At 63.9% G+C, this 20,144-nt stretch carries 23 protein-coding genes, 1 tRNA gene and 2 pseudogenes; 16 read left to right on the top strand and 10 right to left on the bottom strand.

All coding sequences use genetic code 11. The annotated features are described in order from the left end of the window. The 3 genes from Q0R16_RS07885 to Q0R16_RS07895 form a co-directional block, all read left to right on the top strand. A partial coding sequence (locus tag Q0R16_RS07885) for a glycoside hydrolase family 3 N-terminal domain-containing protein (RefSeq protein WP_366857331.1) occupies nucleotides 1-370 on the top strand: 370 nt, incomplete at its 5' end. Nucleotides 371-926: 556 nt separating this feature from the next. After that, the gene (locus tag Q0R16_RS07890; RefSeq protein WP_295634619.1) at nucleotides 927-1,433 is read left to right on the top strand and encodes a hypothetical protein; all 507 of its coding nucleotides are present in this window, start codon (nucleotides 927-929) and stop codon (nucleotides 1,431-1,433) included. 118 nt (nucleotides 1,434-1,551) lie between these two features. Continuing rightward, on the top strand, nucleotides 1,552-1,827 hold the full coding sequence (locus tag Q0R16_RS07895; protein WP_295634622.1) for an HU family DNA-binding protein: 276 nt from the start codon (nucleotides 1,552-1,554) through the stop codon (nucleotides 1,825-1,827). A 67-nt stretch (nucleotides 1,828-1,894) separates the two neighbouring features. On the opposite strand, the gene Q0R16_RS07900 is transcribed toward Q0R16_RS07895, so the two are convergent. Next, nucleotides 1,895-2,191 carry a HigA family addiction module antitoxin gene (locus Q0R16_RS07900; RefSeq protein WP_295634625.1) on the bottom strand — a complete coding sequence of 99 codons (297 nt, stop codon included), beginning with the start codon at nucleotides 2,189-2,191 and terminating at the stop codon, nucleotides 1,895-1,897. Continuing rightward, nucleotides 2,191-2,478, bottom strand: coding sequence for a type II toxin-antitoxin system RelE/ParE family toxin (locus Q0R16_RS07905; protein ID WP_295634628.1), 288 nt, complete (start codon nucleotides 2,476-2,478; stop codon nucleotides 2,191-2,193). The genes Q0R16_RS07900 and Q0R16_RS07905 overlap by 1 nt, the downstream gene beginning before the upstream one ends. Nucleotides 2,479-2,674: 196 nt before the next feature. Between Q0R16_RS07905 and Q0R16_RS07910 the strand changes: the two are divergent. Beyond that, nucleotides 2,675-2,875, top strand: a pseudogene (locus Q0R16_RS07910) (ParB N-terminal domain-containing protein); the annotation flags it as partial. 51 nt (nucleotides 2,876-2,926) lie between these two features. On the opposite strand, the pseudogene traL reads toward Q0R16_RS07910, so the two are convergent. The 3 genes and pseudogenes from traL to Q0R16_RS07925 all read right to left on the bottom strand — a co-directional run. Then, nucleotides 2,927-3,151: pseudogene (gene traL / locus Q0R16_RS07915) on the bottom strand (type IV conjugative transfer system protein TraL); the annotation flags it as partial. A gap of 34 nt (nucleotides 3,152-3,185) precedes the next feature. Continuing rightward, the gene (locus Q0R16_RS07920; RefSeq protein ID WP_295634631.1) at nucleotides 3,186-3,512 is read right to left on the bottom strand and encodes a hypothetical protein; all 327 of its coding nucleotides are present in this window, start codon (nucleotides 3,510-3,512) and stop codon (nucleotides 3,186-3,188) included. 14 nt (nucleotides 3,513-3,526) lie between these two features. Next, nucleotides 3,527-3,736 carry a hypothetical protein gene (locus tag Q0R16_RS07925; RefSeq protein ID WP_295634634.1) on the bottom strand — a complete coding sequence of 70 codons (210 nt, stop codon included), beginning with the start codon at nucleotides 3,734-3,736 and terminating at the stop codon, nucleotides 3,527-3,529. Between the two features lie 64 nt (nucleotides 3,737-3,800). Between Q0R16_RS07925 and Q0R16_RS07930 the strand changes: the two genes are divergently transcribed. Beyond that, nucleotides 3,801-4,298 carry a helix-turn-helix transcriptional regulator gene (locus Q0R16_RS07930; RefSeq protein WP_295634637.1) on the top strand — a complete coding sequence of 166 codons (498 nt, stop codon included), beginning with the start codon at nucleotides 3,801-3,803 and terminating at the stop codon, nucleotides 4,296-4,298. A gap of 206 nt (nucleotides 4,299-4,504) precedes the next feature. Beyond that, nucleotides 4,505-4,696, top strand: a complete 192-nt coding sequence (locus Q0R16_RS07935; RefSeq protein ID WP_295634639.1) for an AlpA family phage regulatory protein — start codon at nucleotides 4,505-4,507, stop codon at nucleotides 4,694-4,696. A 461-nt stretch (nucleotides 4,697-5,157) separates the two neighbouring features. Here the strand turns inward: Q0R16_RS07935 and Q0R16_RS07940 are convergent. Then, a tRNA-Pro gene (locus tag Q0R16_RS07940) sits at nucleotides 5,158-5,234 on the bottom strand. Between the two features lie 239 nt (nucleotides 5,235-5,473). On the opposite strand from Q0R16_RS07940, the gene yajC reads away from it, so the two are divergent. From yajC to secF, 3 genes are read left to right on the top strand one after another with little or no spacing between them, the layout of a single operon-like run. Then, complete coding sequence (gene yajC, locus Q0R16_RS07945) at nucleotides 5,474-5,815, top strand: preprotein translocase subunit YajC (RefSeq protein WP_295634642.1); 342 nt, start codon at nucleotides 5,474-5,476, stop codon at nucleotides 5,813-5,815. A 39-nt stretch (nucleotides 5,816-5,854) separates the two neighbouring features. Further along, the gene (gene secD, locus Q0R16_RS07950) at nucleotides 5,855-7,456 is read left to right on the top strand and encodes a protein translocase subunit SecD (RefSeq protein WP_295634645.1); all 1,602 of its coding nucleotides are present in this window, start codon (nucleotides 5,855-5,857) and stop codon (nucleotides 7,454-7,456) included. 10 nt (nucleotides 7,457-7,466) lie between these two features. After that, complete coding sequence (gene secF / locus Q0R16_RS07955) at nucleotides 7,467-8,429, top strand: protein translocase subunit SecF (protein ID WP_295634648.1); 963 nt, start codon at nucleotides 7,467-7,469, stop codon at nucleotides 8,427-8,429. Nucleotides 8,430-8,432: 3 nt separating this feature from the next. On the opposite strand, the gene Q0R16_RS07960 is transcribed toward secF, so the two are convergent. Both Q0R16_RS07960 and Q0R16_RS07965 read right to left on the bottom strand, forming a co-directional pair. Further along, entirely contained in the window at nucleotides 8,433-9,632 is a 1,200-nt protein-coding gene (locus Q0R16_RS07960; RefSeq protein ID WP_295634651.1) for a glycosyltransferase, read from the bottom strand. Further along, nucleotides 9,629-10,201, bottom strand: a complete 573-nt coding sequence (locus Q0R16_RS07965; RefSeq protein WP_295634654.1) for a helix-turn-helix transcriptional regulator — start codon at nucleotides 10,199-10,201, stop codon at nucleotides 9,629-9,631. Before Q0R16_RS07965 ends, Q0R16_RS07960 begins: the two co-directional genes overlap by 4 nt. A 125-nt stretch (nucleotides 10,202-10,326) precedes the next feature. On the opposite strand from Q0R16_RS07965, the gene Q0R16_RS07970 reads away from it, so the two are divergent. The 3 genes from Q0R16_RS07970 (at nucleotide 10,327) to Q0R16_RS07980 (ending at nucleotide 14,610) form a co-directional block, all read left to right on the top strand. After that, nucleotides 10,327-10,800, top strand: a complete 474-nt coding sequence (locus Q0R16_RS07970) for a DUF6456 domain-containing protein (RefSeq protein WP_295634657.1) — start codon at nucleotides 10,327-10,329, stop codon at nucleotides 10,798-10,800. A gap of 110 nt (nucleotides 10,801-10,910) precedes the next feature. Beyond that, a complete protein-coding gene (locus tag Q0R16_RS07975; RefSeq protein WP_295634660.1) occupies nucleotides 10,911-12,740 on the top strand; it encodes a DUF885 family protein in 1,830 nt (609 codons plus the stop codon). 49 nt (nucleotides 12,741-12,789) lie between these two features. Next, nucleotides 12,790-14,610, top strand: a complete 1,821-nt coding sequence (locus Q0R16_RS07980; protein ID WP_295634663.1) for a DUF885 family protein — start codon at nucleotides 12,790-12,792, stop codon at nucleotides 14,608-14,610. Here Q0R16_RS07980 and Q0R16_RS07985 read toward each other — a convergent pair. Then, nucleotides 14,607-16,445 carry an ATP-binding cassette domain-containing protein gene (locus Q0R16_RS07985; protein WP_295634667.1) on the bottom strand — a complete coding sequence of 613 codons (1,839 nt, stop codon included), beginning with the start codon at nucleotides 16,443-16,445 and terminating at the stop codon, nucleotides 14,607-14,609. The genes Q0R16_RS07980 and Q0R16_RS07985 overlap by 4 nt on opposite strands. A gap of 164 nt (nucleotides 16,446-16,609) precedes the next feature. Here Q0R16_RS07985 and Q0R16_RS07990 point away from each other — a divergent pair, with 164 nt between their 5' ends. From Q0R16_RS07990 to Q0R16_RS19560, 4 genes are all read left to right on the top strand, one after another. Further along, nucleotides 16,610-16,933, top strand: a complete 324-nt coding sequence (locus Q0R16_RS07990; RefSeq protein ID WP_295634673.1) for a PepSY domain-containing protein — start codon at nucleotides 16,610-16,612, stop codon at nucleotides 16,931-16,933. A gap of 119 nt (nucleotides 16,934-17,052) precedes the next feature. Further along, on the top strand, nucleotides 17,053-17,730 hold the full coding sequence (locus Q0R16_RS07995; RefSeq protein WP_295634676.1) for a response regulator transcription factor: 678 nt from the start codon (nucleotides 17,053-17,055) through the stop codon (nucleotides 17,728-17,730). 152 nt (nucleotides 17,731-17,882) lie between these two features. Further along, on the top strand, nucleotides 17,883-19,250 hold the full coding sequence (locus Q0R16_RS08000; protein WP_295634679.1) for a HAMP domain-containing sensor histidine kinase: 1,368 nt from the start codon (nucleotides 17,883-17,885) through the stop codon (nucleotides 19,248-19,250). Nucleotides 19,251-19,309: 59 nt separating this feature from the next. Then, complete coding sequence (locus tag Q0R16_RS19560) at nucleotides 19,310-19,645, top strand: HNH endonuclease (RefSeq protein ID WP_366857340.1); 336 nt, start codon at nucleotides 19,310-19,312, stop codon at nucleotides 19,643-19,645. A gap of 118 nt (nucleotides 19,646-19,763) precedes the next feature. Here the strand turns inward: Q0R16_RS19560 and Q0R16_RS08005 are convergent. Next, nucleotides 19,764-20,144 (bottom strand): tyrosine-type recombinase/integrase (locus Q0R16_RS08005; RefSeq protein WP_295634670.1); only part of this gene is annotated, 381 nt, incomplete at its 5' end.

Genomic DNA, 20,144 nt, shown 5'->3' on the forward strand with positions numbered 1-20,144 from the left:
CGTGCCCGGCTTGCCGCGACTGGATGTGCCGGCGCTGACCGAAACCGATGCAAGCCTTGGGGTCGCATGGCTCGGGGGTTTGCGACATGATGGCGCAACAGCGCTGCCCTCGGGCCTGGCGCAGGCCGCGACCTGGAACGCCGACTTGCTGCATTCCGGCGGCGCCATGATCGGCAGCGAGGCGCGCGCCAAGGGCTTCAACGTGCTTCTGGCGGGCGGTGCCAACCTGATGCGCGATCCGCGCAATGGCCGGACGTTCGAATATCTTTCGGAAGACCCCTGGCTTACCGGCCAGCGCGCCGGGGCTGACGTCGCTCAGGTCTATCTGGTTTCGCGCAGTGGGCAGGCCAAGCAGCGTCTTGTCGGTTAACCGGCACGATCTCGGTGCCGTCAGGGGCAGGGCAGGTCGTCGCCGCCGAGTGGGACTTCGATGGCACCGGCACTTTTTCGGAACGATCCAAAATCGGTCGCGCCGCGAGAGTTGCAACCGTCTCGATCAAGCACAGTTTCACCAAGCCTGGCGCTTACTTCGTTGCGCTTCGTGGCGCTTTGCAGCGGCAGGGCGATGCAAAGACTCCTTATGCGCGCATCGAGAACCTCGCACGGGTTCGCATTGTGGTGCGATGATTTTTCGGCGGCCTATCTCCCTCCCAGGGGAACCGCCCAAACTGGGTCCGTCGACGGTGCAGGCTTTACGCCAAGCCGTCGGCGGACTTTTCTTTCTTCAATGATCGGTCTGTGGTCGGCAGCAGGGCGAGGTCAGAGCGTTGAAGGCACGCTAAACAACGGCACGCGAGAACGCGGCGCGAAACGACCGCAACTCCAGAATGCGAGAAGCCTTACGCCGTGCGTGTTTCGGCTGTTCCAGATCGGTGTCAGCAAGAAGGTCTGAAAATTCCCTGCGCTCGCCGATCAGAAACGGCTGGGTGAGCGCACAAACCCTGGAGACCAAATTGCGCAAATTGAACGATTTCACTGGTCCCGCCCGGCACGCTGCTACCTTCAGGGGACGCTCCGGACGATTTGTGCTGACATGCGGGATGATCGCGCTTGCCTCAGGATTGGGCTCGCTGCCAGCGCTTGCACAGTTCGGCGGCAATGCCGGGCCGCCGGTTGCACCGACACCGGGGGTACGCGACTGCGGCATGGCGTCGATGTTGCTATGGGCAGAGGAGCGCCGGCTTGCCACGAAGTTTCCGATTTACGGCTATCTCTTCACCCATGCCGAACCCGGGCCGGACGCGGCCAAATATGGGGCGTTTCATTCCAGCGAAATTCCCTATGTTTTCGGAGTCGTCGACACCTCTCCTGCGCGGGAGTTCACGGCAGCCGACCGACGGGTGGTCTCCGGCGAGGCTCGACTGGTACAAGGCCAAGGGCTGTTTCACGGAGATCATTCGATACCAGACACGCTTGTTCGTGCCAGTCGGTGAAGCGGCGCTGGTTCTTGGGCAATTGTGCTGAACCGTTTGCCCAGATGTCGCTGAGCTTGGAATTCCGACCCGTTCTCGGCTAGGCAGCGCGCCCAGTTAATTCGAAAGGTCCAAGTCCATGAACAATGCCGATCTCGCCGAAGCCATCGCGACCGACCACAACCTCAGCAAGGCCGATGCGCGCAAGCTCGTCGATGCGGTTTTCTCGGCAATCGCCGATGCCGCTGCCAAGGGTGACGAAATCTCGCTCAACGGCTTTGGCAAGTTCAAGGTCAAGAGCACGCCTGCGCGCGAAGGCCGCAATCCCTCGACCGGCGCCACGATCCAGATTGCTGCATCGAAGAAGGTGACCTTCGCACCCGCCAAGGCGATCAAGGACAAGGTCAACGGGTGATCGGGCTTCCGGGCCTCGCAATTTGCGGGGCCCGGTCTTCCACCGCCGTTTCAAACTTGAGCACACCTTACGCGGCAATCCGGTCAACCTTGATCCTGGCTTCATTGGTTCGGGCCTCGGCGAGGTCGTGCGCCATTTGCATGCGCAGGAGCGTATCAGCGCGGACACCGAATGCCTTCTCGAACCGGATCGCCATTTCGGCAGAGAGCCCAGCCTTGCCGTTGAGAAGGCTGCTCATCGCCTGGCGGGACACGCCGAGCTTGTCCGCCGCAACCGTGACGCTCAGGCCATGCGGCTCGACGATCTCGCTACGGAGCCATTCACCGGGATGAACGGCAAAGCTCTTGTGAAGCTTGATAGCCATCAGTGATAATCCTCCAGATCGAGATCTTCGATGGCAAGGCCTTCGTTGATCCGGAATGTCATCCGCCAGTTCCTGGTCACCGTCAGCGACCACACGCCTTGCCGATCGCCACTCAACTGATGCGCTCCAAAATTGGGCGGCATGAGCAGTTCGTCCGCCCCCTCGATCACATCGAGCCACGCGAGCATGTTGCGCAACCGGATGACGAGATTACCCGGCAGCCCCTTTGGCTTGCCGGTTTCGGCAAATGCCCCCAGCGCCTTGTGCCTGATGCTCTCGATTTCCACGGCTTAATTTATGTCTGATTACGACAAGTGTCAAGCGACGCCTGTCGGATTGCCCGGGCCTTTGTTCACCGGTAACCGGCAACATCTGAGCTGCGCTTGTCGGCGAATGATTAATCAGAGGTGAGGAGGCTTTTGCGCTGATGAGCCCAGGGTGCGTCGGTGGTCGGCGTGCAGCGGCTCAATCAGGAGCAGTCCCATGATCCAATCGATCCCACTGAACAAGCTAGTGGCAAGCCCACGCAATGTGCGCCGACACTCTGACCCGGCCGCCGACGCCGAACTCAAGGCCAGCATCGCGGCACACGGTTTGCTGCAAAAGCTCATCGTGCGTGCCGGCGCCAAGGGCAAGTTCGCGGTCGAGGCCGGCGAGCGCCGCCGCAAGGCCATGCTGGCGCTTGTCGATGCCAAACATCTGCCGCGTGTTGGCCGCGAGCGATGGCGCGACCGACAGGTACCAGTAGGCGGCATGGCGAACCCAGGAGCCCGCTCGGCCGGCCTTCGCCTTCCGAAGCGAAAAACAGGCTCCGCTCGCAGGCGCCAAGCCGATAAAGATATGCTGCGCGAGAATTCCCTAGGCGAATGGGACGATCATCCCGGCGAACTCGTCGATGGTCCAAAGACCGATGAGTTCAGGATCATCGAGACGCTGGGGAACGATGTACCGGTCGGCCATGGCGGCGCCGCCCTCCTCTTCGGTTGCCAGTTGGTCAGATGACCGCGGTGACCACCGAAGTGACGATCGGAACCCCCGTACCGACGCCAATACCTACGCCGACCGGCACCGCGACCTGGCCGAGCGAAAACCGCCCCGAGGCCAGCCCGATCAATCCGCCCGCGAGGCTCATCACGGTGATGATCTTGCCGCCCGAGCCTTCGAGAAAATCGGTGAATTTGGCGAGCGCCGGACCGAACGTGGTGTCGGCGCCGGCATAGGCAGCGGTGGCGACGAGCGTGGCGATGCCGAACGGCACAGCGAGCTGAGGCACGCCGGCGAGGGCGCTTGCGGTGCGGGCCTTGAGAGTCGAGGTCTTCATGTGAGGGTGCTCCGTTAAACATTGGTGGCAGCGAGCATTTGTTCGCTGTATGTTCTTTGCTTGGAGCAGCGCGGGGTGTAGGAAAGCAGGAAGCACAAGGAGGGGTGATCGAGTGCGAAATTTTTGCCGATTTTCTGTTGGCAGCGGCAGGTCAGAGCCATCCGGTGGCGGTTGTTGACCAAAATGGCTCGCTCCGAAGCCAGCGCGGCACCCGGCTCAGCCATCAAAGATCATTTTGGCTGTGCGAGGTGATTCGGCCGGCGATATGAAATCCTCTCTGTTCCTTATATGTTCTTTTTGTTTTCATACAGCCTCATGGTTTGCCTAGCTGGTGCAAACAGCATCGACTGGGACAAAGCCATGGACGCACGTCCCACCCCGGAAAAGGTTACCTCGCTCCTGCGCGTACTGTCTCACGCAGTTACCGCGTGCGGCTTGTCGCGCCGGGAAATTGCGCGCCGCGCGGGCATGAACAACGACACACTGCACCGTGTTCTCGCCGGCGGTCGCGCCATCACGGTCGCCGAGGCTCTTCAGATCCTAGAGGGAACCGGTCTATCGGCTGAAGCTGGACTTCTGTTGGCATTGTTTGCAAGCGAGGACGTCACCCTGGCATGGATGGAGGGTGGCACCCTTGGCTACCTCGGCGAGCTATTCCGCTCCGTTCCCGGCGCGTTCGTACTTCAGCTTGGCGACCGCCCGGCTGAAATAAAACCTCGGTGGGGCGTTGGGTCTGCCGCGCTCGTTGCCCGCTCGGTCAGCGATCAAATCAACGATCTGGCTTGACGCGACCTTTCGTTTGGCGAAGCGGGACTACCTCAGCTTCCGGGGGAGCGCTGACATTCAAATGGACATCGTCCAACCGGCACCGGTTCAGCAAATCCGTCTCAAGCCTCGCTTAATCGCACCCGGCGTTAATCAGGGCGGAGCGCGGGCACCTTTCCTCTGGCGGCCTGGTCCTTGGAATTTCCACCCCTACAAATGAGGCGACGATGTCAGTGCCCGAATTGCTCACCTGCACTGATGTCATGAAAATCGCTGGTATCCGAAGTCGAACGACCATCTTGCGGAGGGTTCAGAATGGCAACTTTCCGGCGTCGATCGACTTCGGCGCTGGCCGCATTCGTTGGAGGGCGAGTGAAATCGCAGAGTGGGTCTCATCCCGCCCGAAGCGGCGATACTGAATATGAAGTCATGGCAGGCTGATTGTAACCGGCTCGAAGCGGTAAATAGGAGCAGCGCGCGGTACAAGATCCGCACTTTGAGAGTCGGGCGGCGCGCTGGTGACAGGCCAAGCTGCATGAACGAGCCGCGCCTTGCGCGACGTCGGACGCGGCGGTCGGACCAGTCCTGCTGCTTGTCGACCAACTGAGGGCAACGTCGCACATCGCACTCGATGGCAGCGGCCTAAAAGGCTGACCGGGCTATTCCCCGATACTTGGCCAAAATAGCCGTGCAGCCCCAGCTATGAGGGGTACTTCTGGTCGACCTACGCGATGAGGGATGGATGCAACGCGCGAATCTCGGGATGCAAATCGAACCATATGGTTTCGCTTTGTTCCGAAACTTTGCAACACCAGCGCACCACCAGCGGAATTTTGCAGACCCCAGCAGGGGAAAAATATCGTCTATGTTGTTGATTTATTGGTCGGGACGAGAGGATTCGAACCTCCGACCCCCACACCCCCAGTGTGATGCGCTACCAGGCTGCGCTACGTCCCGACCGAGCGCGGGCCTATAGGTGGCAAGCTGCGCGCTGGCAAGAGACCAGCGACCGATTGGTTTCAGGGCATGGTGCAGTTGCAGTCTGTGCCCGCCGTTTCCGCAGCGTCGATTGCCATGCCCCGGCATTGCTGCTAGTCGCCCGCCCCATTCGCAGGGCTATCGGCCCCGGCCCGGAAATCCCTGGCCGGGTAGTTTTTCTCGGCGCATCCCGATCCACGACGAGACCTATTGTCACCATGACCAGCCTGTCCACTTTGCACATCCTCGCCCTTGCCGCGACGCCAGCGGGCGATCCGCCGTGGTGGCTCAACCTGCTGCCGATCGTGGGCATGGTGGCTGTATTCTACTTCCTGATGATCCGCCCGCAGATGCGCCAGCAGAAGGCGCAGCGCGACAAGCTGGGCGGGCTCAAGAAGGGCGATTCCGTGGTGACCGCCGGCGGGTTGATCGGCAAGGTGATCAAGCTCGATGACAAGATCGTCGAGCTGGAACTGGCGCCCAACGTCAAGGTCCGCGCGGTGCGCACCACCATCGGCGACGTGCTGGCATCCGGCACCAATGCGCCAGCCAATGACTGACCCGACGACCAACATGACGATGGGGCGAAAGTAAGCCAGATGCTCGATTTTCCGCGCTGGAAAGTGATCTGGGTGTGGGCGATCACGATCGTCGGCATCCTTGCGTCCATGCCGTCGGTGTTTGCCGGCGCAGGGCTTGCCTGGCCGTCGATATTGCCGAGCCCGAAGGTCAACATGGGGCTCGATCTGGCCGGTGGCAGCCACCTGCTGCTCGAAGCCGATCCCGCGCAAGTCCGCACCCAGCGGGCCGAAGCGATGGAAGAAAGCGTGCGCTCTGCGCTGTCGCGCGCGAAAACACCGATTTCGGTCCATGACTTTTCGAATAACCAGGGCACGCTGAGCTTCACGCTCGACAATCCGGGCCAGGTCGATGCGGTGCGCGAAGCGGTCCTGCCGCTTACCAATGGCGTGGGCCTGACCGGCCAGCGCGACTGGACGATCAATGTGATCGACGGCAACCGCTTTGAATTGACGCCGACCAAGGAAGGCATCGACAAGGCGATTACCCAGGCGATGGATACCGCGGTCGAAGTCGTCCGCAAGCGTATCGATGCACTCGGCACGCGTGAACCCACCATTATCCGCCAGGGCCAGGATCGGATCGTGGTGCAGGTGCCGGGCCTGCAAAACCCCGATGCGCTCAAGAACCTGCTCGGGCAGACCGCCAAGCTCGAATTCAAACTGGTCGACACCGCCGCGCTGGCCTCCGACATCGCGCGCGGGATTGCGCCGGTGGGAGACGAGATCGTGCCTTACGCTGATCAGACGCGGAACCCGGGCGGGCTCGCGGTGCGGCGGCTGGGAGGCATTCGCGGCGATCAGCTTACCAATGCGATTCAATCGAACAATCAGCAGACCAACGAGCCGGTCGTCGACATTACCTTCAACACCGAAGGCGGCGCCAAGTTTGCCAAGCTGACCAGCGAAAACGTCAAGAAGCCGTTCGCGATCATCCTCGATGGCAAGGTGCTTTCGGCGCCCAACATCAATGAACCGATCCTGGGCGGAACCGCGGTGATTTCGGGCAGCTTTACCACGCAAAGCGCCAATGCACTGGCGATTTCGCTGCGTTCGGGAGCGCTGCCAGTCGATCTCAAGGTGGTTGAGGAACGCACCGTCGGGCCCGATCTCGGCGCGGATTCGATCCACAAGGGCATGATCGCGATGCTGGTGGGCACCGGGCTGGTGCTGCTGCTGATCTCGGTCACGTACGGCCGCTTCGGCAACTATGCCAACATCGCGCTGGTCATCAACGTGCTGATGATCCTGGGCGTGATGGCGGTGTTCAACACCACGTTGACGCTGCCGGGCATCGCCGGTTTCGTGCTGACGATCGGCGCGGCGGTCGATGCCAACGTGCTGATCAACGAACGTATCCGCGAAGAACGCAAGCGTGGCCGCAAGGTGTTCCAGGCGGTCGAGATCGGCTACAAGGAAGCCAGCCGCACCATCTTCGACGCCAACATCACGCACATCATCGCCGCCACCTTGATGTTCCTGTTCGGATCGGGGCCGATCAAGGGCTTTGCCGTGGTGCTGATGATCGGCATCGCCACATCGGTATTCACCGCCGTGTTCCTGACGCGGATGTGGGTGGCACAGTGGGTGCGCCGCACGCGCCCGACCACGATCAATATTTAAGGGCCAACAGATGCGCCTGCTCAAGCTCATTCCCGATGCGACCAACATCCACTTCCTCAAGTGGCAGTGGCCGACCACGATTGTCAGCACGATTCTGATGATCCTCAGTTGGGTGCTGGTGGCCACGCACGGTCTGAACCTGGGTGTCGATTTCATCGGCGGCCAGATGATCCGCGTGACCTTCACGCAAAGCGCCGAGGCACCGGTCGCGCAAGTGCGCAGCGAAGTCGAACAGCTCGGCTATGGCGAACCGATCATCCAGCGCTTCGGCAATCCCAACGCCATCTCGATCCGCATGAAATTGCCCCACGGCAGCGACAAGGACCCGGGCCTGGCCGACAAGATGAGCCGCGCAATCGGCTCGGCGGTCGTCGCCAAGCACCCTGGCGCGCGGATCGACGGGGTTGATTCGGTCTCGGGCAAGGTCTCGGGCGAACTGGGGTGGACCGCGTTCCAGGCGCTGGGGCTCGCCTCGATCGCGATTTCGATCTACATCTGGTTCCGCTTCGAGTGGCAATTCGGTGTGGGGGCACTGCTCAGCCTGGTCCACGACGTGTCGCTGACGGTGGGCATGTTCGCGATCACGCAGATGGAGTTCGACCTGACGATCGTCGCCGCGATCCTGACGGTGATCGGCTATTCGCTGAACGACACGATCGTGGTTTATGACCGGATACGTGAAAACTTGAAGAAATTCAGGCGGATGCCGATGGCTGAATTGCTCGATTTGTCGGTCAATGAAACGCTGGCGCGCACGATCATGACCTCGCTGACCATCCTGATCACGCTGCTGGCGCTGCTGCTGCTGGGCCCCAAGGTGATCTTCGGGTTCTCGGCCGCGCTGATCCTGGGCATTTTCGTGGCGACATATTCATCGGTCTACATGGCCGCGCCGATGTTGATCTGGCTGAACGTGACTGCCAAGAGCTTCGTGCCGACCGAGGGGTCGGATACGCCAGCCGCCAAGGCCTGACGCCTAGCGGCCGGCGATGCGGTTCCAGAATGCGACCAGTTCGGCCGCGTTGGTGTTCCAACTGAACCGCGCCGCGCCGGCTGCGACCTCCGTCTGATCGGCACGTGCAGCGAGCAATTCGCTGACCGCGCCGGCAATAGAAGCAGGGTTCCGCTCGGCAATTCGGCCGCTTGAGCCTGTGCAGACGACTTCGCGCGCGCCGCCGATATCGGGGATCACCAGCGGGGTCCCGCAGGCGAGCGCCTCGATCCATACGTTCGCCAGTCCCTCGCGTTCGGACGGCAGCACCACCACATCGGCCGCCGCCATCAAATCCGGCAGCACGTCGTGCGAAACCTGACCGAGGAAATGCACCCGACCGGCCAGCCCAAGCCGATCGGCCAGCGTGCGCAAGCCCGCCTCGTCGCCGCCGGTCCCAGCCAGTGCAAGATGCGCTTCGGGCAGGCTGGCCATCGCCTCGATAGCCAATGCCTGGCCCTTGATGGCTATCAGTGCACCGGGCGTCAGCAGCAGCGGGCCATTGACGGGCAGCCCGAATCTTTCCGCCATCGCGCGCCGCATATCGACCCTCGGCGCCGGTCGGAACCGCGCGTGATCGAGCCCGGTATAGTGCACCGCGATTTGTTGGCCCGGAAACCCGAGCGCGCTCATGTCGCGCCGAAGCGCTTCGGACACAGCCAGCATCCCGCTAGCCCGATCGGCGGCTTCGCGCATTTGCGCCAGCGCAACCGGCCGCGTGCTCCAATAGTGAATGTCCGAACCGCGCGCCTTGATCGTGAAGGGCACGCCCAGATCGGCGGCGATCAGCATCGCGGCGGGTCCGTCGGGGAAGAAGAACTGCGCATCGATCACATCGAACGGGCATTCGGCATGCAACCGGCGGATCAGCGGCAGCACGGCATTGGCAATCCGAGCCGGATTGCGGTCCGCGCCCAACAGCGGCAGCGTGCGAAAACGCGGGTGGTGTACGGTCGCCGCCCCGAGTTGCGAAGTTGGCGGGCAAGTGGCCAACGTGCGGTAAGGCTCGCGCTGCACCAATGGCCACGGCGGCAGCCCGATCGGATTGATGATCACCAGATCGGTGTCACCCCGCTCCACCACGCCGCGCATCTGGTATTCGACGAACTTGCCGAAGCCGGGCCGGGGCGGCGCCGGAAACAGCGTGCTGAGCGACAGCACGCGCAAGCGTGCGGCCGCCGTCACAAGCGTCGCACCAGCATTTCCGCCACCGCCAGCCACGGCGGCCGGTCGATCACCTGCTGGCGCGTTCCGGCGCCGGGCGGCAGCAGCGCGATCCGGCCATCCTGTTGGTCGATCATCCGGCCGAACGCGAACCGCCCGCCCGGGCGCGGCACCAGCACATCGCGGTTCAGCGCGCGCGCGAAAGCATCGGGGTCGACAGTCCGCAACCACACCTGATCACCGCTGCGGTATTCGCCTGCGCTGTCCTCTACCAACATCGCCGAAAGGCGTTCGCTGCCGAACAATTCGCTAGGCAGCACCGCGTCCATCGGCGTGGTCAGCGCCTCGGCGCCGGCCTCAGTCAACCGCGCCACGATCGAGGGGCTGGCATCGCTGTCGGCCTTGACCAGCAAGTCCGGTTCCACCCCGAGCGCAGCACCGATGCGGTTCATCCACACCAGCGAAAGATTGCGCATTCCGGTCTCGAGCCGGCCGATGGTTTGCGCGGTGGTGGGAGGCGAACAGGCCGCCGCCACATCGGCCAGCGTCATGGCCTTCTGTCGGCGAATGTCGCGGATGCGGTTGATCATTTGGTGAAGCTCCGAACCAGGCGACTGGCTGACGAACCAGTTTGGCACTTTTTCCGCTTTCCTACAATTGTCGGCGTGCGGCAAGCCGACATTCGTAGATCGATCCGCCAACGGGGCCTCAACATATGAACCGCATGCTTGTCGAACGCGAACTGACCAGCGAAGGCCCGCGAAGCAGTGGCGAGGCGGGCAGCGGCAAACGCACCGTGTCGGTCAACCTCGCCGAATCGCCGCTGACTTGGCTCCATGCGCGCGGACACCTCAGCGACCGACAATATCAGGCGGGCGAACGGCTGCGCGCCGACTGGGAGTGCGCGCAACTCGGCCCCAGCATCACGATGAACTGGAACCCGGTGCGCGTGTCGGGCGGCGGCGAGGCGGGCCTGACCGGGGGTGAACGCCAGATCGCGGCCAAGGACCGCTTCGATCGCGCGCTCGCCGAAGCCGGCTCGGGGTTGACCGACATCCTGTGGCGGGTGGTCTGCGCGGGCGAGGGGCTGCCCCAGGCCGAACGCGCGCTGGCCTGGCCGGCCCGCAGCGGCAAACTGGTGCTGTCCATCGCGCTGGACCGCATCGCCGGGTTCTATCGCATCCGATGAACGGCTAACTCCGCTCGACGAACGACATAATGCGGCAGATTCCCGGCTTGCCTTAGGCCGGAACGCGTGACACCCGGTATCGGCTGAAACGATAATCGGGGTCACGGGCGATGCACAGGCGCAATTTTCTTCTTTCGGGCGGGGCATTTGCAGGCATGGCTGCGCTGCCGGGGGTGGCGCTGGCCGCCGTGACCAAGGCAACCGAGCGTACGCCGGCAGACCGTGCCCTGACCACGCGCCTGAATGCGCTGTTTTACGATGAACTGGCGTTCTCGCCCGAATCCGCCACCGGCCTCGGGCTGGACAAGGGCGCGCGGGTCGCGGCCAAGTCGATGCTCGATCCGCGCGATGCCTCGGCGCGCCAGAGTTATGCCGCGTTCGGGCACAAGGTCATCGCCGAGATCGGGCGGGTCGATCCGGCCACGCTGGGCGCGGCCGGCAAGCGCCACCGCGAACTGCTCCTCTATCGCTACCGCACGGGCCTCACTTCGTCGGAAACTTTCGGCATCGATTCGGTGCAGACGCCTTACCGGCTCACCCAGCAGGGCGGCGCGTACTTCTCGGTGCCCGACTTGCTCGACAGCCAGCACACGATCGAAACAGCGGCCGATTGCGAGGCCTACCTGTTGCGGCTAGCGGCCTTCCGCGTTGCGCTCGATCAGGACAGCGCCGAGAGCCGCGCGCAAGCTCCGCGCGGGCTGGTTGGGCCGGCGTGGTCGCTCGATCTCGCGCTGGGGCAAATGCGCAAGCTGCATGGCGGCGCGGCGGCGGATAGCGCGCTGGTCCAATCGCTGGTGCGGCGCGCCAAGGCCAAGGGCATCGCGGGCGACTGGCAGGCCCGCGCAGCGAAAATCGTCGAGGCCGAAGTCTATCCCGCGGTCGATCGGCAGATCGCGCTGGTCGAGCAACTGCGGCGCACCACGCCCGAAGGCGATGGCGCATGGCGGATCAAGCAGGGCGATGCGATCTACGCCGCCGCGCTGGCCGAGGCGACCACCACCACACTTTCGCCCGAAGCGGTGCACAATCTCGGCTTGGAGCAAGTGGCCGATCTGACCGCGCGGCTCAACTCAGTGCTCAAACAGGGCGGCTTCACGCAAGGCAGCGTGGGCGAACGGTTGACCGCGCTCAACCATTCGCCCGAACAGCTCTATCCCAACACCGACGCCGCGCGCGCCGAACTGATCGCCAGCCTCAACAGTGGCATCGAGGCGATGGCTGGGCGGCTGCCGCAGGCGTTCTCCGACATTCCGCACGAGAAGCTCGAAATCCGCCGCGTACCCGTGGAAATCCAGGATGGCGCGTCCAACGGCTATTATTATTCGGCTGCGCTCGATGGCTCGCGCCCGGCGATCTACTGGATCAATCTCAAGGACATGGGCGACTGGCCGCGATACTCGCTGCCGACGCTGACCTATCACGAGGGCATTCCCGGGCACCACCTGCAGGGCGGCTATGCGCGCACTGATCCCGATCTGCCGCTATCGCTCCAGAACTGGTTCATCTCGTCCTACGGCGAGGGCTGGGCGCTTTACGCCGAACAGCTCGCCAATGAATTGGGCGGCGACAAGGGGCTGGAGCAGGCCGGATTCCTGCAATCGCTGCTGTTCCGCGCAGCGCGGCTGGTGGTCGACACCGGCCTGCACCATTACAAGTGGAGCCGCGAGAAGGCGACCGACTACATGGTGGCAACCACCGGCTTTGCCCGCCCGCGCTGCCAGCGCGAAGTGGAACGCTATTGCACGCTGATCGGGCAGGCGTGCAGCTACAAGATCGGCCACTCGGCCTGGGTTGCCGCGCGCGAAAAGGCCAAGGCCGAGCTGGGCGCGAAGTTCAGCCTCCCATGGTTCCACGAAGTGCTCAAGGAAGGCGTGATGCCGATCGCGATGCTGCAGGCGCGGATCGACGAACGCGTGCGCGAGCGCAAGCTGCACGGTTGACGCTGCGCACGCGCGCGATCAGACCACTGACAAACAAGGGGCCGCTATCATGAAAAGACGCCAGTTTCTCGCCACCGGCACCGCCGCGCTGGCTATTGCAGGCCGGGCTACACCGGGCTTTGCGCAAATGGGCACGACAGCGCGCCCCGCCGACGCGGCACTCAACGCTTTGTTCGATGGCATCTTCCGCGCACAACTGGCGCTTTCGCCCGAAGGCGTCAGCTCGCTCGGGCTCGACAAGGGTGAATGGGCGGGGATGAAGGCAAAGCTGAGCGATCGCAGCGCGGCCGGTCGCGCTGCCGGCCTGGCGCAGGCGAAAACTTCGCTGGCCGATCTGGCGAAAGTTGATCGCGCGGCATTGTCGCCGGCGAGTAAGCTCAACATCGACGTGGTCACGTATCAGCTCAGCCGCCGGCTGGTCGCGCCCACGCTCGGCGTTGACGATGCCCAACGGCCCTATCGGTTATTCCAGCAGGGCGGCGCCTATTTCAACATTCCCGATTTCCTCTCGACCCGCCACGCGATCGACACCGCCCCCGATGCCGAGGCCTATCTGTCGCGGCTGTCGGCGTTTCGCACCGCGCTCGATCAGGACAGCGAGGAACAGCGCGATCAGGCCAGTCGTGGGCTGCTGGCGCCGGGCTGGTCGCTCGACCTGACGCTGGGGCAGATGGCCAAGCTGCGCGGCGTGCCGGCGGGCGAGAGCACGATGGTGCGTTCGCTGGTTGACCGCGCGGGCAAGAAGGGCCTGGCCGGAGACTGGCAGGCGCGCGCGGCGAAGATCGTCGAAAGCGAAGTCTATCCCGCGCTCGATCGGCAGATCGAACTGCTCAAGCGCCTGCGCCCGACTACGCCTGTGGGCGATGGCGCACAACGCCTGCCGCGCGGGGCGGAGATTTACGCCGCAGCGCTCGAAGCGGCGACCACCACCAATTTTACCCCCGACGAAGTCCACAAGATCGGGCTGGCGCAAGTTGCCGAACTGTCTGCGCGGCTCGAACCGCTGCTGGCCAAGGCGGGCATGACCAAGGGCACCGTGGGTGAACGGTTGGCCGCGCTCAACGTCATGCCTGAGCAGCTTTACCCGAATACCGATGCGGGTCGCGCGGAGCTGATCGAAAGCCTCAACGCGGGCGTGGCAAAGATGCGCACCTTGCTGCCGCGCGCCTTCGCGACGCTGCCCCAGCAACCGCTCGAAATCCGCCGCGTGCCGATCGAGATCCAGGATGGCGCGTCGAACGGCTATTACTACGGCGCCGCGCTCGATGGGTCGCGCCCGGCGATCTATTTCATCAACCTGAAGGATGTCGGCGATTGGCCGAAGTACTCGCTGCCCTCGCTGACGTATCATGAAGGCGTGCCCGGGCATCACCTCCAGATCAGCCTGGCGCAGCGGTCGAACGATATTCCCACAATCCGCAAGACCGGCGGATTTTCGGCCTATTCGGAAGGCTGGGCGCTCTATTCGGAGCAACTGGCCGACGAACTGGGCGGCTATAGCGGGATCGAGCAGGCCGGCTATCTGCAATCGTTCCTGTTCCGCGCGGCGCGGCTGGTAATCGACACCGGCCTGCACACCCGGGGCTGGAGCCGCGAAAAGGCCACCGATTACATGGTCGCCACTACCGGCTTCGCCCGCCCGCGCAGCCAGCGCGAAGTGGAGCGGTATTGCACGCAGATGGGGCAGGCGTGCAGCTACAAGATCGGCCACATCGCCTGGACCCGAGCGCGCGCCAAGGCGCAAGCCGCGCTGGGCGCAAAGTTCGATCTCAAGGACTTCCACGAGGTGCTCAAGGAAGGCGCGATGCCGCTGTCGATCCTGGAGAAGCGGATCGATGAACGGACGGCGGAGCGTTTGGCGAGGGCCTAGCCCTCGACCTGCTCGGCCAGGTCGAGCCAGCGTTCCTCGGCCGCGTCCTTTTCGGCGCGCGCCTTTTCCAGCGCGGCGGTGAGCGCGGCGAAGCGCTTGGGATCGCGCGTGTAGAGTGCTCCGTCGGCCAGCGCGGCCTCAGTCATGACCATTTCTGCGGTCAGTGCCTCGATGCGTTCGGGCAGGATCTCGTAGTCGCGCTGGTCCTTGTACGACAGCTTCACTCTGGCTGGCGGAGGAGGGGGCGCAACAAAGGTCGTGGACTGACGCTGCCCACCCCCGGCCGCTCCCGCAAGCGAGAGGGGGGCCTTGCCCACGCGCGCTGCTTTTGCCGCCGCATCCACCTTGCGCTGGGCCTGCCAGTCGGCATAGCCGCCCGCCACCACATCGACCTTGCCAGAACCGTCCAAACCCAGCGTTACCGTCACCGTGCGATCGAGGAAGTCGCGATCGTGGCTGACGATCAGCACGGTGCCTTCGTAATCGGCGATTACCTCCTGCAACAGGTCGAGCGTTTCGAGATCGAGGTCGTTGGTCGGCTCGTCCAGCACCAGCAGGTTCGACAGCCGGGCGAATTCGCGCGCCAGCAGCAGGCGTGATCGTTCGCCCCCCGACAGCGTGCCGATCTTGGCTTCGACCAGCCCCGGATCGAACAGGAAGTCCTTGAGATAGCCCTGGATATGCTTGCGCACCCCGCGCACGTCGATCCAGTCGCCGCCTTCGGCCAGCACTTCACGCACCGTGCGGTTGGGCGCCATCAGGCTGCGTTGCTGGTCGATCATCACGCCCGAGAGTGTCCTGGCCAGCGTGATCGTGCCTTCGTCGGGGTCCAGTTCCCCGGTCAGCAGCTTGAGCAGTGTGGTCTTGCCCGCACCGTTCGCACCCACCACGCCGATCCGGTCACCGCGCTGGATGCGCAAGGTGAAGTCCTTGATGATCGCGCGATTCCCGAACCGCTTCGTCACCTTGTCCGCTACGATCACCGCCTTGGTCTTGACGTCATCCGATCCGAGCTTGATCTTCGCCACGCCTGTCGGATTGAGCATCGCCGCCCGCTGTGCGCGCATCTGGTATAGCTTCTCCAGCCGTCCCTGGTTGCGCTTTCGCCGCGCGGTCACCCCGCGTTCGAGCCAATGCGCCTCGATCTTCAGCTTGGCGTCGAGCCGGTCGGCATTGCGCGCTTCCTCGGCGAAAACCTGATCTTCCCACGCCTCGTACCCGCCGAAGCCGACGTCCTTGCGCCGCAGCGATCCGCGATCGAGCCACAGCGTCGCCCTGGTCAGCCGGGTCAGGAACGTACGATCATGGCTGATCACCACGAACGCGCCGTTGTACCGTTGGAGCCAGGATTCGAGCCAGTCGATCGCCGCGAGGTCGAGATGGTTGGTCGGTTCATCGAGCAGCAGCAGGTCTGGTTCCTGCGCCAATGCCCGCGCGATCGCGGCGCGGCGGCGTTCGCCCCCGCTGGCCTTTTCGGAGACCCGTGACAAGTCGATGCCCAACTGATCGGCAATCGCCTCCACCTCGTGCCGCGGCGGCGCGTCGGCACCGTGCAGCGCGAAGTCCATCAGCGTTTCGTACCCGGTGAAGAACGGGTCCTGCTCCAGCGTGACGATCTTCGTCCCCGGCTGGACCGCACGCCTCCCGCGATCGGCCTCGACCGTTCCTGCGATCAGCCGCAGCAGCGTGCTTTTGCCCGCGCCGTTCCGGCCGATCAGTGCCACCCGGTCGCGCGCGCCGATTGCCAGGTCGATCCCTTGAAACAGCCAACCGGTCGAGGCCTGGCCCTGGATGAGGCCGAGGCCTTCCCACGAAAGAATTGGTGCAACTGCCATGATTGGCCGGGCGGTTAGCCGGTCGCAATGCCAACGTCCACCCGGCACGGTATTCGGCGGGTGGCGACAATTCGGCATAGTGTCTGCAAATAGTTGCATGAACCAGCCCGAACACGGGTATTCACACCTTGTTCAATGGCATGAATGCAGGCATCGCAGCCATGATGCACCGCAAAATCTTTCCGCTTGTCGCCGCCTTGGCGCCGTTGCTGGTGGCGTCATCCGCCGTTGCGGCGCCGCCGGGTCAACGGCCTGATCCGCGTCCCGATCCCCAGGGCGAAGCGCGCCGCGAAATGCGCGCCGGCACGATCTTTTCGATCCGCGAGATCGAACGCAAGGTCCTGCCCGGCAAGCAGGGTATGCAATATCTCGGCCCCGAATACGATCCCACCGCGATGGCCTATCGCCTCAAGTTCATCCGCGACGGCCGCGTCACGTTCGTCGATGTCGATGCCCGCACGGGCGAGATCATTTCCGAATCGCGCTGAGCCTGCACGTTGCTTGACCTTGGAACATGCAACTCGCATTGATCGTTCATCTTGCGGAGGGCATGGTCTCTCCAAACCCGCCCGCTGCTGATGTCGGGTGTCCGGAGGAAAAGGTCTCAATGCGCATCCTGATCGTCGAGGACGAACCGACCCTGGGCAAGCAGCTCAAGTCGACACTCGAACAAACCGGCTATGCCGTCGACTTGTCGGTCGATGGCGAAGACGGCCACTTCATGGGCAGCACCGAAGAATACGATGCGGTCGTGCTCGATCTCGGCCTGCCCGAAATTGACGGCCTCACCGTGCTCGGCATGTGGCGCAAGGAAGGCCGCAAGTTCCCTGTGCTGGTCCTCACCGCGCGCGATTCGTGGTCTGACAAGGTCGCGGGCCTCGATGCCGGCGCCGACGATTACCTGGCCAAACCCTTCCAGACCGAGGAGTTGATCGCCCGGCTGCGCGCGCTGATCCGCCGTGCTTCGGGCAATTCGTCGTCCGAACTGATCGCCGGGCAAGTGCGGCTCGATACGCGTTCGGGCCGCGTGACGCTGGCGGGCGAACCGGTGAAGCTGACCGCGCAGGAATACAAGTTGCTGTCGTACTTGCTCCACCACAAGGGCAAGGTGGTCAGCCGCACCGAACTGATTGAACACATCTACGATCAGGATTTCGATCGCGATTCGAACACCATCGAAGTGTTCGTCACGCGCATCCGCAAGAAGCTTGGCGCCGATGTGATCACCACGATCCGCGGGCTGGGCTACAGCCTCGATGATCCAGCCGAGCCGGGCCGCGGCTGATGCCCAAATGATGGCAGGGGACTGATATGGGCGTGGAGCCGGTCATCCTCGGGTTGCACGATGCCCGGCTGCCGGCACAACGGCCCGGCGCTGCTGCCGAACCTGCGAAATCGGGCGCACGCAGTCGCTCGACCGGGTCGCTGTCGCAGCGCATGCTGGTCATTGCCGCGACCTGGCTGCTGCTTCTGCTGAGCCTGGGCGGGTTTGCGCTCGATCGCACGATGACCGGGCTCGCCACGCGCAATTTTGACGACCAGATCGGCTATATGCTCACCGCGATGGTCGCTTCGGTCGAGATCGGGCCCGATGGCGAGGTGTTCTTCAACCGGCCATTGGGCGACCAGCGCTTTCTGGAGCCCAATTCGGGGCTTTACTGGCAGATCAGCGGCAAGGGCCATGAGGATTTCCTCTCGCGCTCGCTGTGGGACAGCAGCCTCAAGCTCGATTCGGATCACTTCGACAGCCAGCCGCATGCCTTCGACAGCGACCAGCGCAGCGGCGAACCGCTGCGCGTGATCGAGCGCTCGGTGGTCTTGCCAGGCAGTCCGATCCAGTGGCGTTTCGCGGTGGCGGCCAGCCGCACCGAACTGAACGGGCAGATCGCACGCATCCGCTCGATCCTGTTCTGGAGCTTCGTGATCCTGGCGCTGGGGCTGTTCCTGATGACCGCGCTGCAAACCTGGTACGGGCTCAGCCCGCTACGTCGCGTCCGCCGCGCCATCGCCGCGCTCAGGACCGGGGGCAGCACCGGCGGCTCCAACCGCGTCACCGAACCGCTGCCCGACGAAGTCCAGCCGCTGGTCGAGGAATTGAACCTGCTGCTAGAACACGCCGACCGCCAGGCGGAAGAGGCCCGCACCCACGCCGGTAACCTCGCGCACGCGCTCAAAACCCCGCTGACCGTGGTGATGAACGCCGCCACCGCGCACGCCGACGACTTGGCCGATACGGTAATCCGCGAAGCCGGCGTGATGCGCCGCCAGGTCGATCACCACCTCGCCCGCGCCCGCGCCGTCGGCCGCCGCGTTGCCGGCCATTCGCGCAGCGTGGTGTGGGACAGCGCCGGCGCAGTCGAACGCGCCGTCACCCGGCTGTACCCGCAAGTCCGGCTCGACATGGACGGAAGCAAGACCGCCTGCGTGGCGGTGGAACGGCAAGATCTCGACGAAATCCTAGGCAACCTAATCGAAAACGCCGCCAAATACGGCGGCGGCAGCGTGTTCGTGACAATCGACGCGCGGGCCGACGACAAGCGCTTCTGCGACATCTGGATCGAGGATGACGGCGTCGGCATCCCCGAAGCCGAACGCACCCGCATCTTCGCGCGGGGGGCGCGGCTGGATACGGGCAAGCCAGGGACCGGGCTGGGCCTGGCGATCGTGCGCGACGTGGCGGAAATCTACGGCGGCAGCGTGCTGTTGGGCGAGAGTGAGGACTTGGGCGGGTTGTTGGTGACGCTGCGGCTGCCACGTTCGAGCGGGGACTCGATATTTCGTGTCCCCGCTGCGCGGGACACATAGGCGTGGCTGACATTCCCAGGCCGATTCCACCGGCGAGAAACCAAGCAGAAGCTCGGCGTGTGATAAACGCGGCTTATCCATTTCGATGCTGCGCGGTCTGTGGCTTGCAGGTCGCGACTTGCCTTCAAATCGCCCACCTCGATCAGAACGCAGGCAATAACGAGCCGGACAATTTGGCGCGCCTGTGCCCGACGCATCACTGGATGTATGACGCGGGCTTATATCCAATTGATGGTATCAGGCTGCTGCGGGCACATTGGCAGGTGACAGAAGGCAGGCCTGACCACACAGCGCGAATGAAGGACGCAGGCGTAAAGGCCGCGCTTACACGCAAACGCCGAGCCGCCGCTCGAAAGGCTGTTGCTACCCGGCAAGCAATCACAGTGGCGGGGTAAGACTTTCGACGCACAGTGCCGAACCACTCGTTCGAAGCACCATTTTCCTGCATCATCGCACCTCGCCAAGCAGCCACCCGCCGTTTCCAATGCTGCTTCCGACGTTCTCTACCGGCCTCTATTGCTCCCTTGGATGCGCACTTCGGTACACATCGAGCAACGTAGCGGCATCGACTCGCGTGTAGATCTGCGTCGAGGACAGGCTCGCATGGCCGAGCAGGTCCTGGATGCTGCGCAAGTCCGCCCCCGCGCCCAGCAAATGCGTCGCAAAGCTGTGGCGCAGCGCGTGCGGCGTGGCGGTGGGCGGCAAGCCCAGCCCGATCCGCGCCCGCGCCACCGCCTTCTGCACGATCCCCTGCGACAATGGCCCGCCCCGCGCACCGCGAAACAGCGGTTCGTGGCGGGCGAGATCGAACGGTACTCGCGCCGCATAATCGGCCAGCGCATCGCGCACGATCGGCAGGATCGGCACCACCCGCTGGCGATTGCCCTTGCCGGT

The organism is Novosphingobium sp. (genome assembly GCF_025351285.1).
GTDB lineage: Bacteria > Pseudomonadota > Alphaproteobacteria > Sphingomonadales > Sphingomonadaceae > Novosphingobium.

What these genes read in the sequence shown, in the direction of transcription:
- Q0R16_RS07895 (WP_295634622.1), top strand. Translation starts at nt 1,552, where the DNA reads ATGAACAATGCCGATCTCGCCGAAGCCATCGCGACCGACCACAACCTC.
- Q0R16_RS07900 (WP_295634625.1), bottom strand. Translation starts at nt 2,191, where the DNA reads ATGGCTATCAAGCTTCACAAGAGCTTTGCCGTTCATCCCGGTGAATGG.
- Q0R16_RS07920 (WP_295634631.1), bottom strand. Translation starts at nt 3,512, where the DNA reads ATGAAGACCTCGACTCTCAAGGCCCGCACCGCAAGCGCCCTCGCCGGC.
- Q0R16_RS07925 (WP_295634634.1), bottom strand. Translation starts at nt 3,736, where the DNA reads ATGGCTGAGCCGGGTGCCGCGCTGGCTTCGGAGCGAGCCATTTTGGTC.
- Q0R16_RS07930 (WP_295634637.1), top strand. Translation starts at nt 3,801, where the DNA reads ATGTTCTTTTTGTTTTCATACAGCCTCATGGTTTGCCTAGCTGGTGCA.
- Q0R16_RS07935 (WP_295634639.1), top strand. Translation starts at nt 4,505, where the DNA reads ATGTCAGTGCCCGAATTGCTCACCTGCACTGATGTCATGAAAATCGCT.
- yajC (WP_295634642.1), top strand. Translation starts at nt 5,474, where the DNA reads ATGACCAGCCTGTCCACTTTGCACATCCTCGCCCTTGCCGCGACGCCA.
- secD (WP_295634645.1), top strand. Translation starts at nt 5,855, where the DNA reads ATGCTCGATTTTCCGCGCTGGAAAGTGATCTGGGTGTGGGCGATCACG.
- secF (WP_295634648.1), top strand. Translation starts at nt 7,467, where the DNA reads ATGCGCCTGCTCAAGCTCATTCCCGATGCGACCAACATCCACTTCCTC.
- Q0R16_RS07965 (WP_295634654.1), bottom strand. Translation starts at nt 10,201, where the DNA reads ATGATCAACCGCATCCGCGACATTCGCCGACAGAAGGCCATGACGCTG.
- Q0R16_RS07970 (WP_295634657.1), top strand. Translation starts at nt 10,327, where the DNA reads ATGAACCGCATGCTTGTCGAACGCGAACTGACCAGCGAAGGCCCGCGA.
- Q0R16_RS07975 (WP_295634660.1), top strand. Translation starts at nt 10,911, where the DNA reads ATGCACAGGCGCAATTTTCTTCTTTCGGGCGGGGCATTTGCAGGCATG.
- Q0R16_RS07980 (WP_295634663.1), top strand. Translation starts at nt 12,790, where the DNA reads ATGAAAAGACGCCAGTTTCTCGCCACCGGCACCGCCGCGCTGGCTATT.
- Q0R16_RS07985 (WP_295634667.1), bottom strand. Translation starts at nt 16,445, where the DNA reads ATGGCAGTTGCACCAATTCTTTCGTGGGAAGGCCTCGGCCTCATCCAG.
- Q0R16_RS07990 (WP_295634673.1), top strand. Translation starts at nt 16,610, where the DNA reads ATGCACCGCAAAATCTTTCCGCTTGTCGCCGCCTTGGCGCCGTTGCTG.
- Q0R16_RS07995 (WP_295634676.1), top strand. Translation starts at nt 17,053, where the DNA reads ATGCGCATCCTGATCGTCGAGGACGAACCGACCCTGGGCAAGCAGCTC.
- Q0R16_RS08000 (WP_295634679.1), top strand. Translation starts at nt 17,883, where the DNA reads ATGCTGGTCATTGCCGCGACCTGGCTGCTGCTTCTGCTGAGCCTGGGC.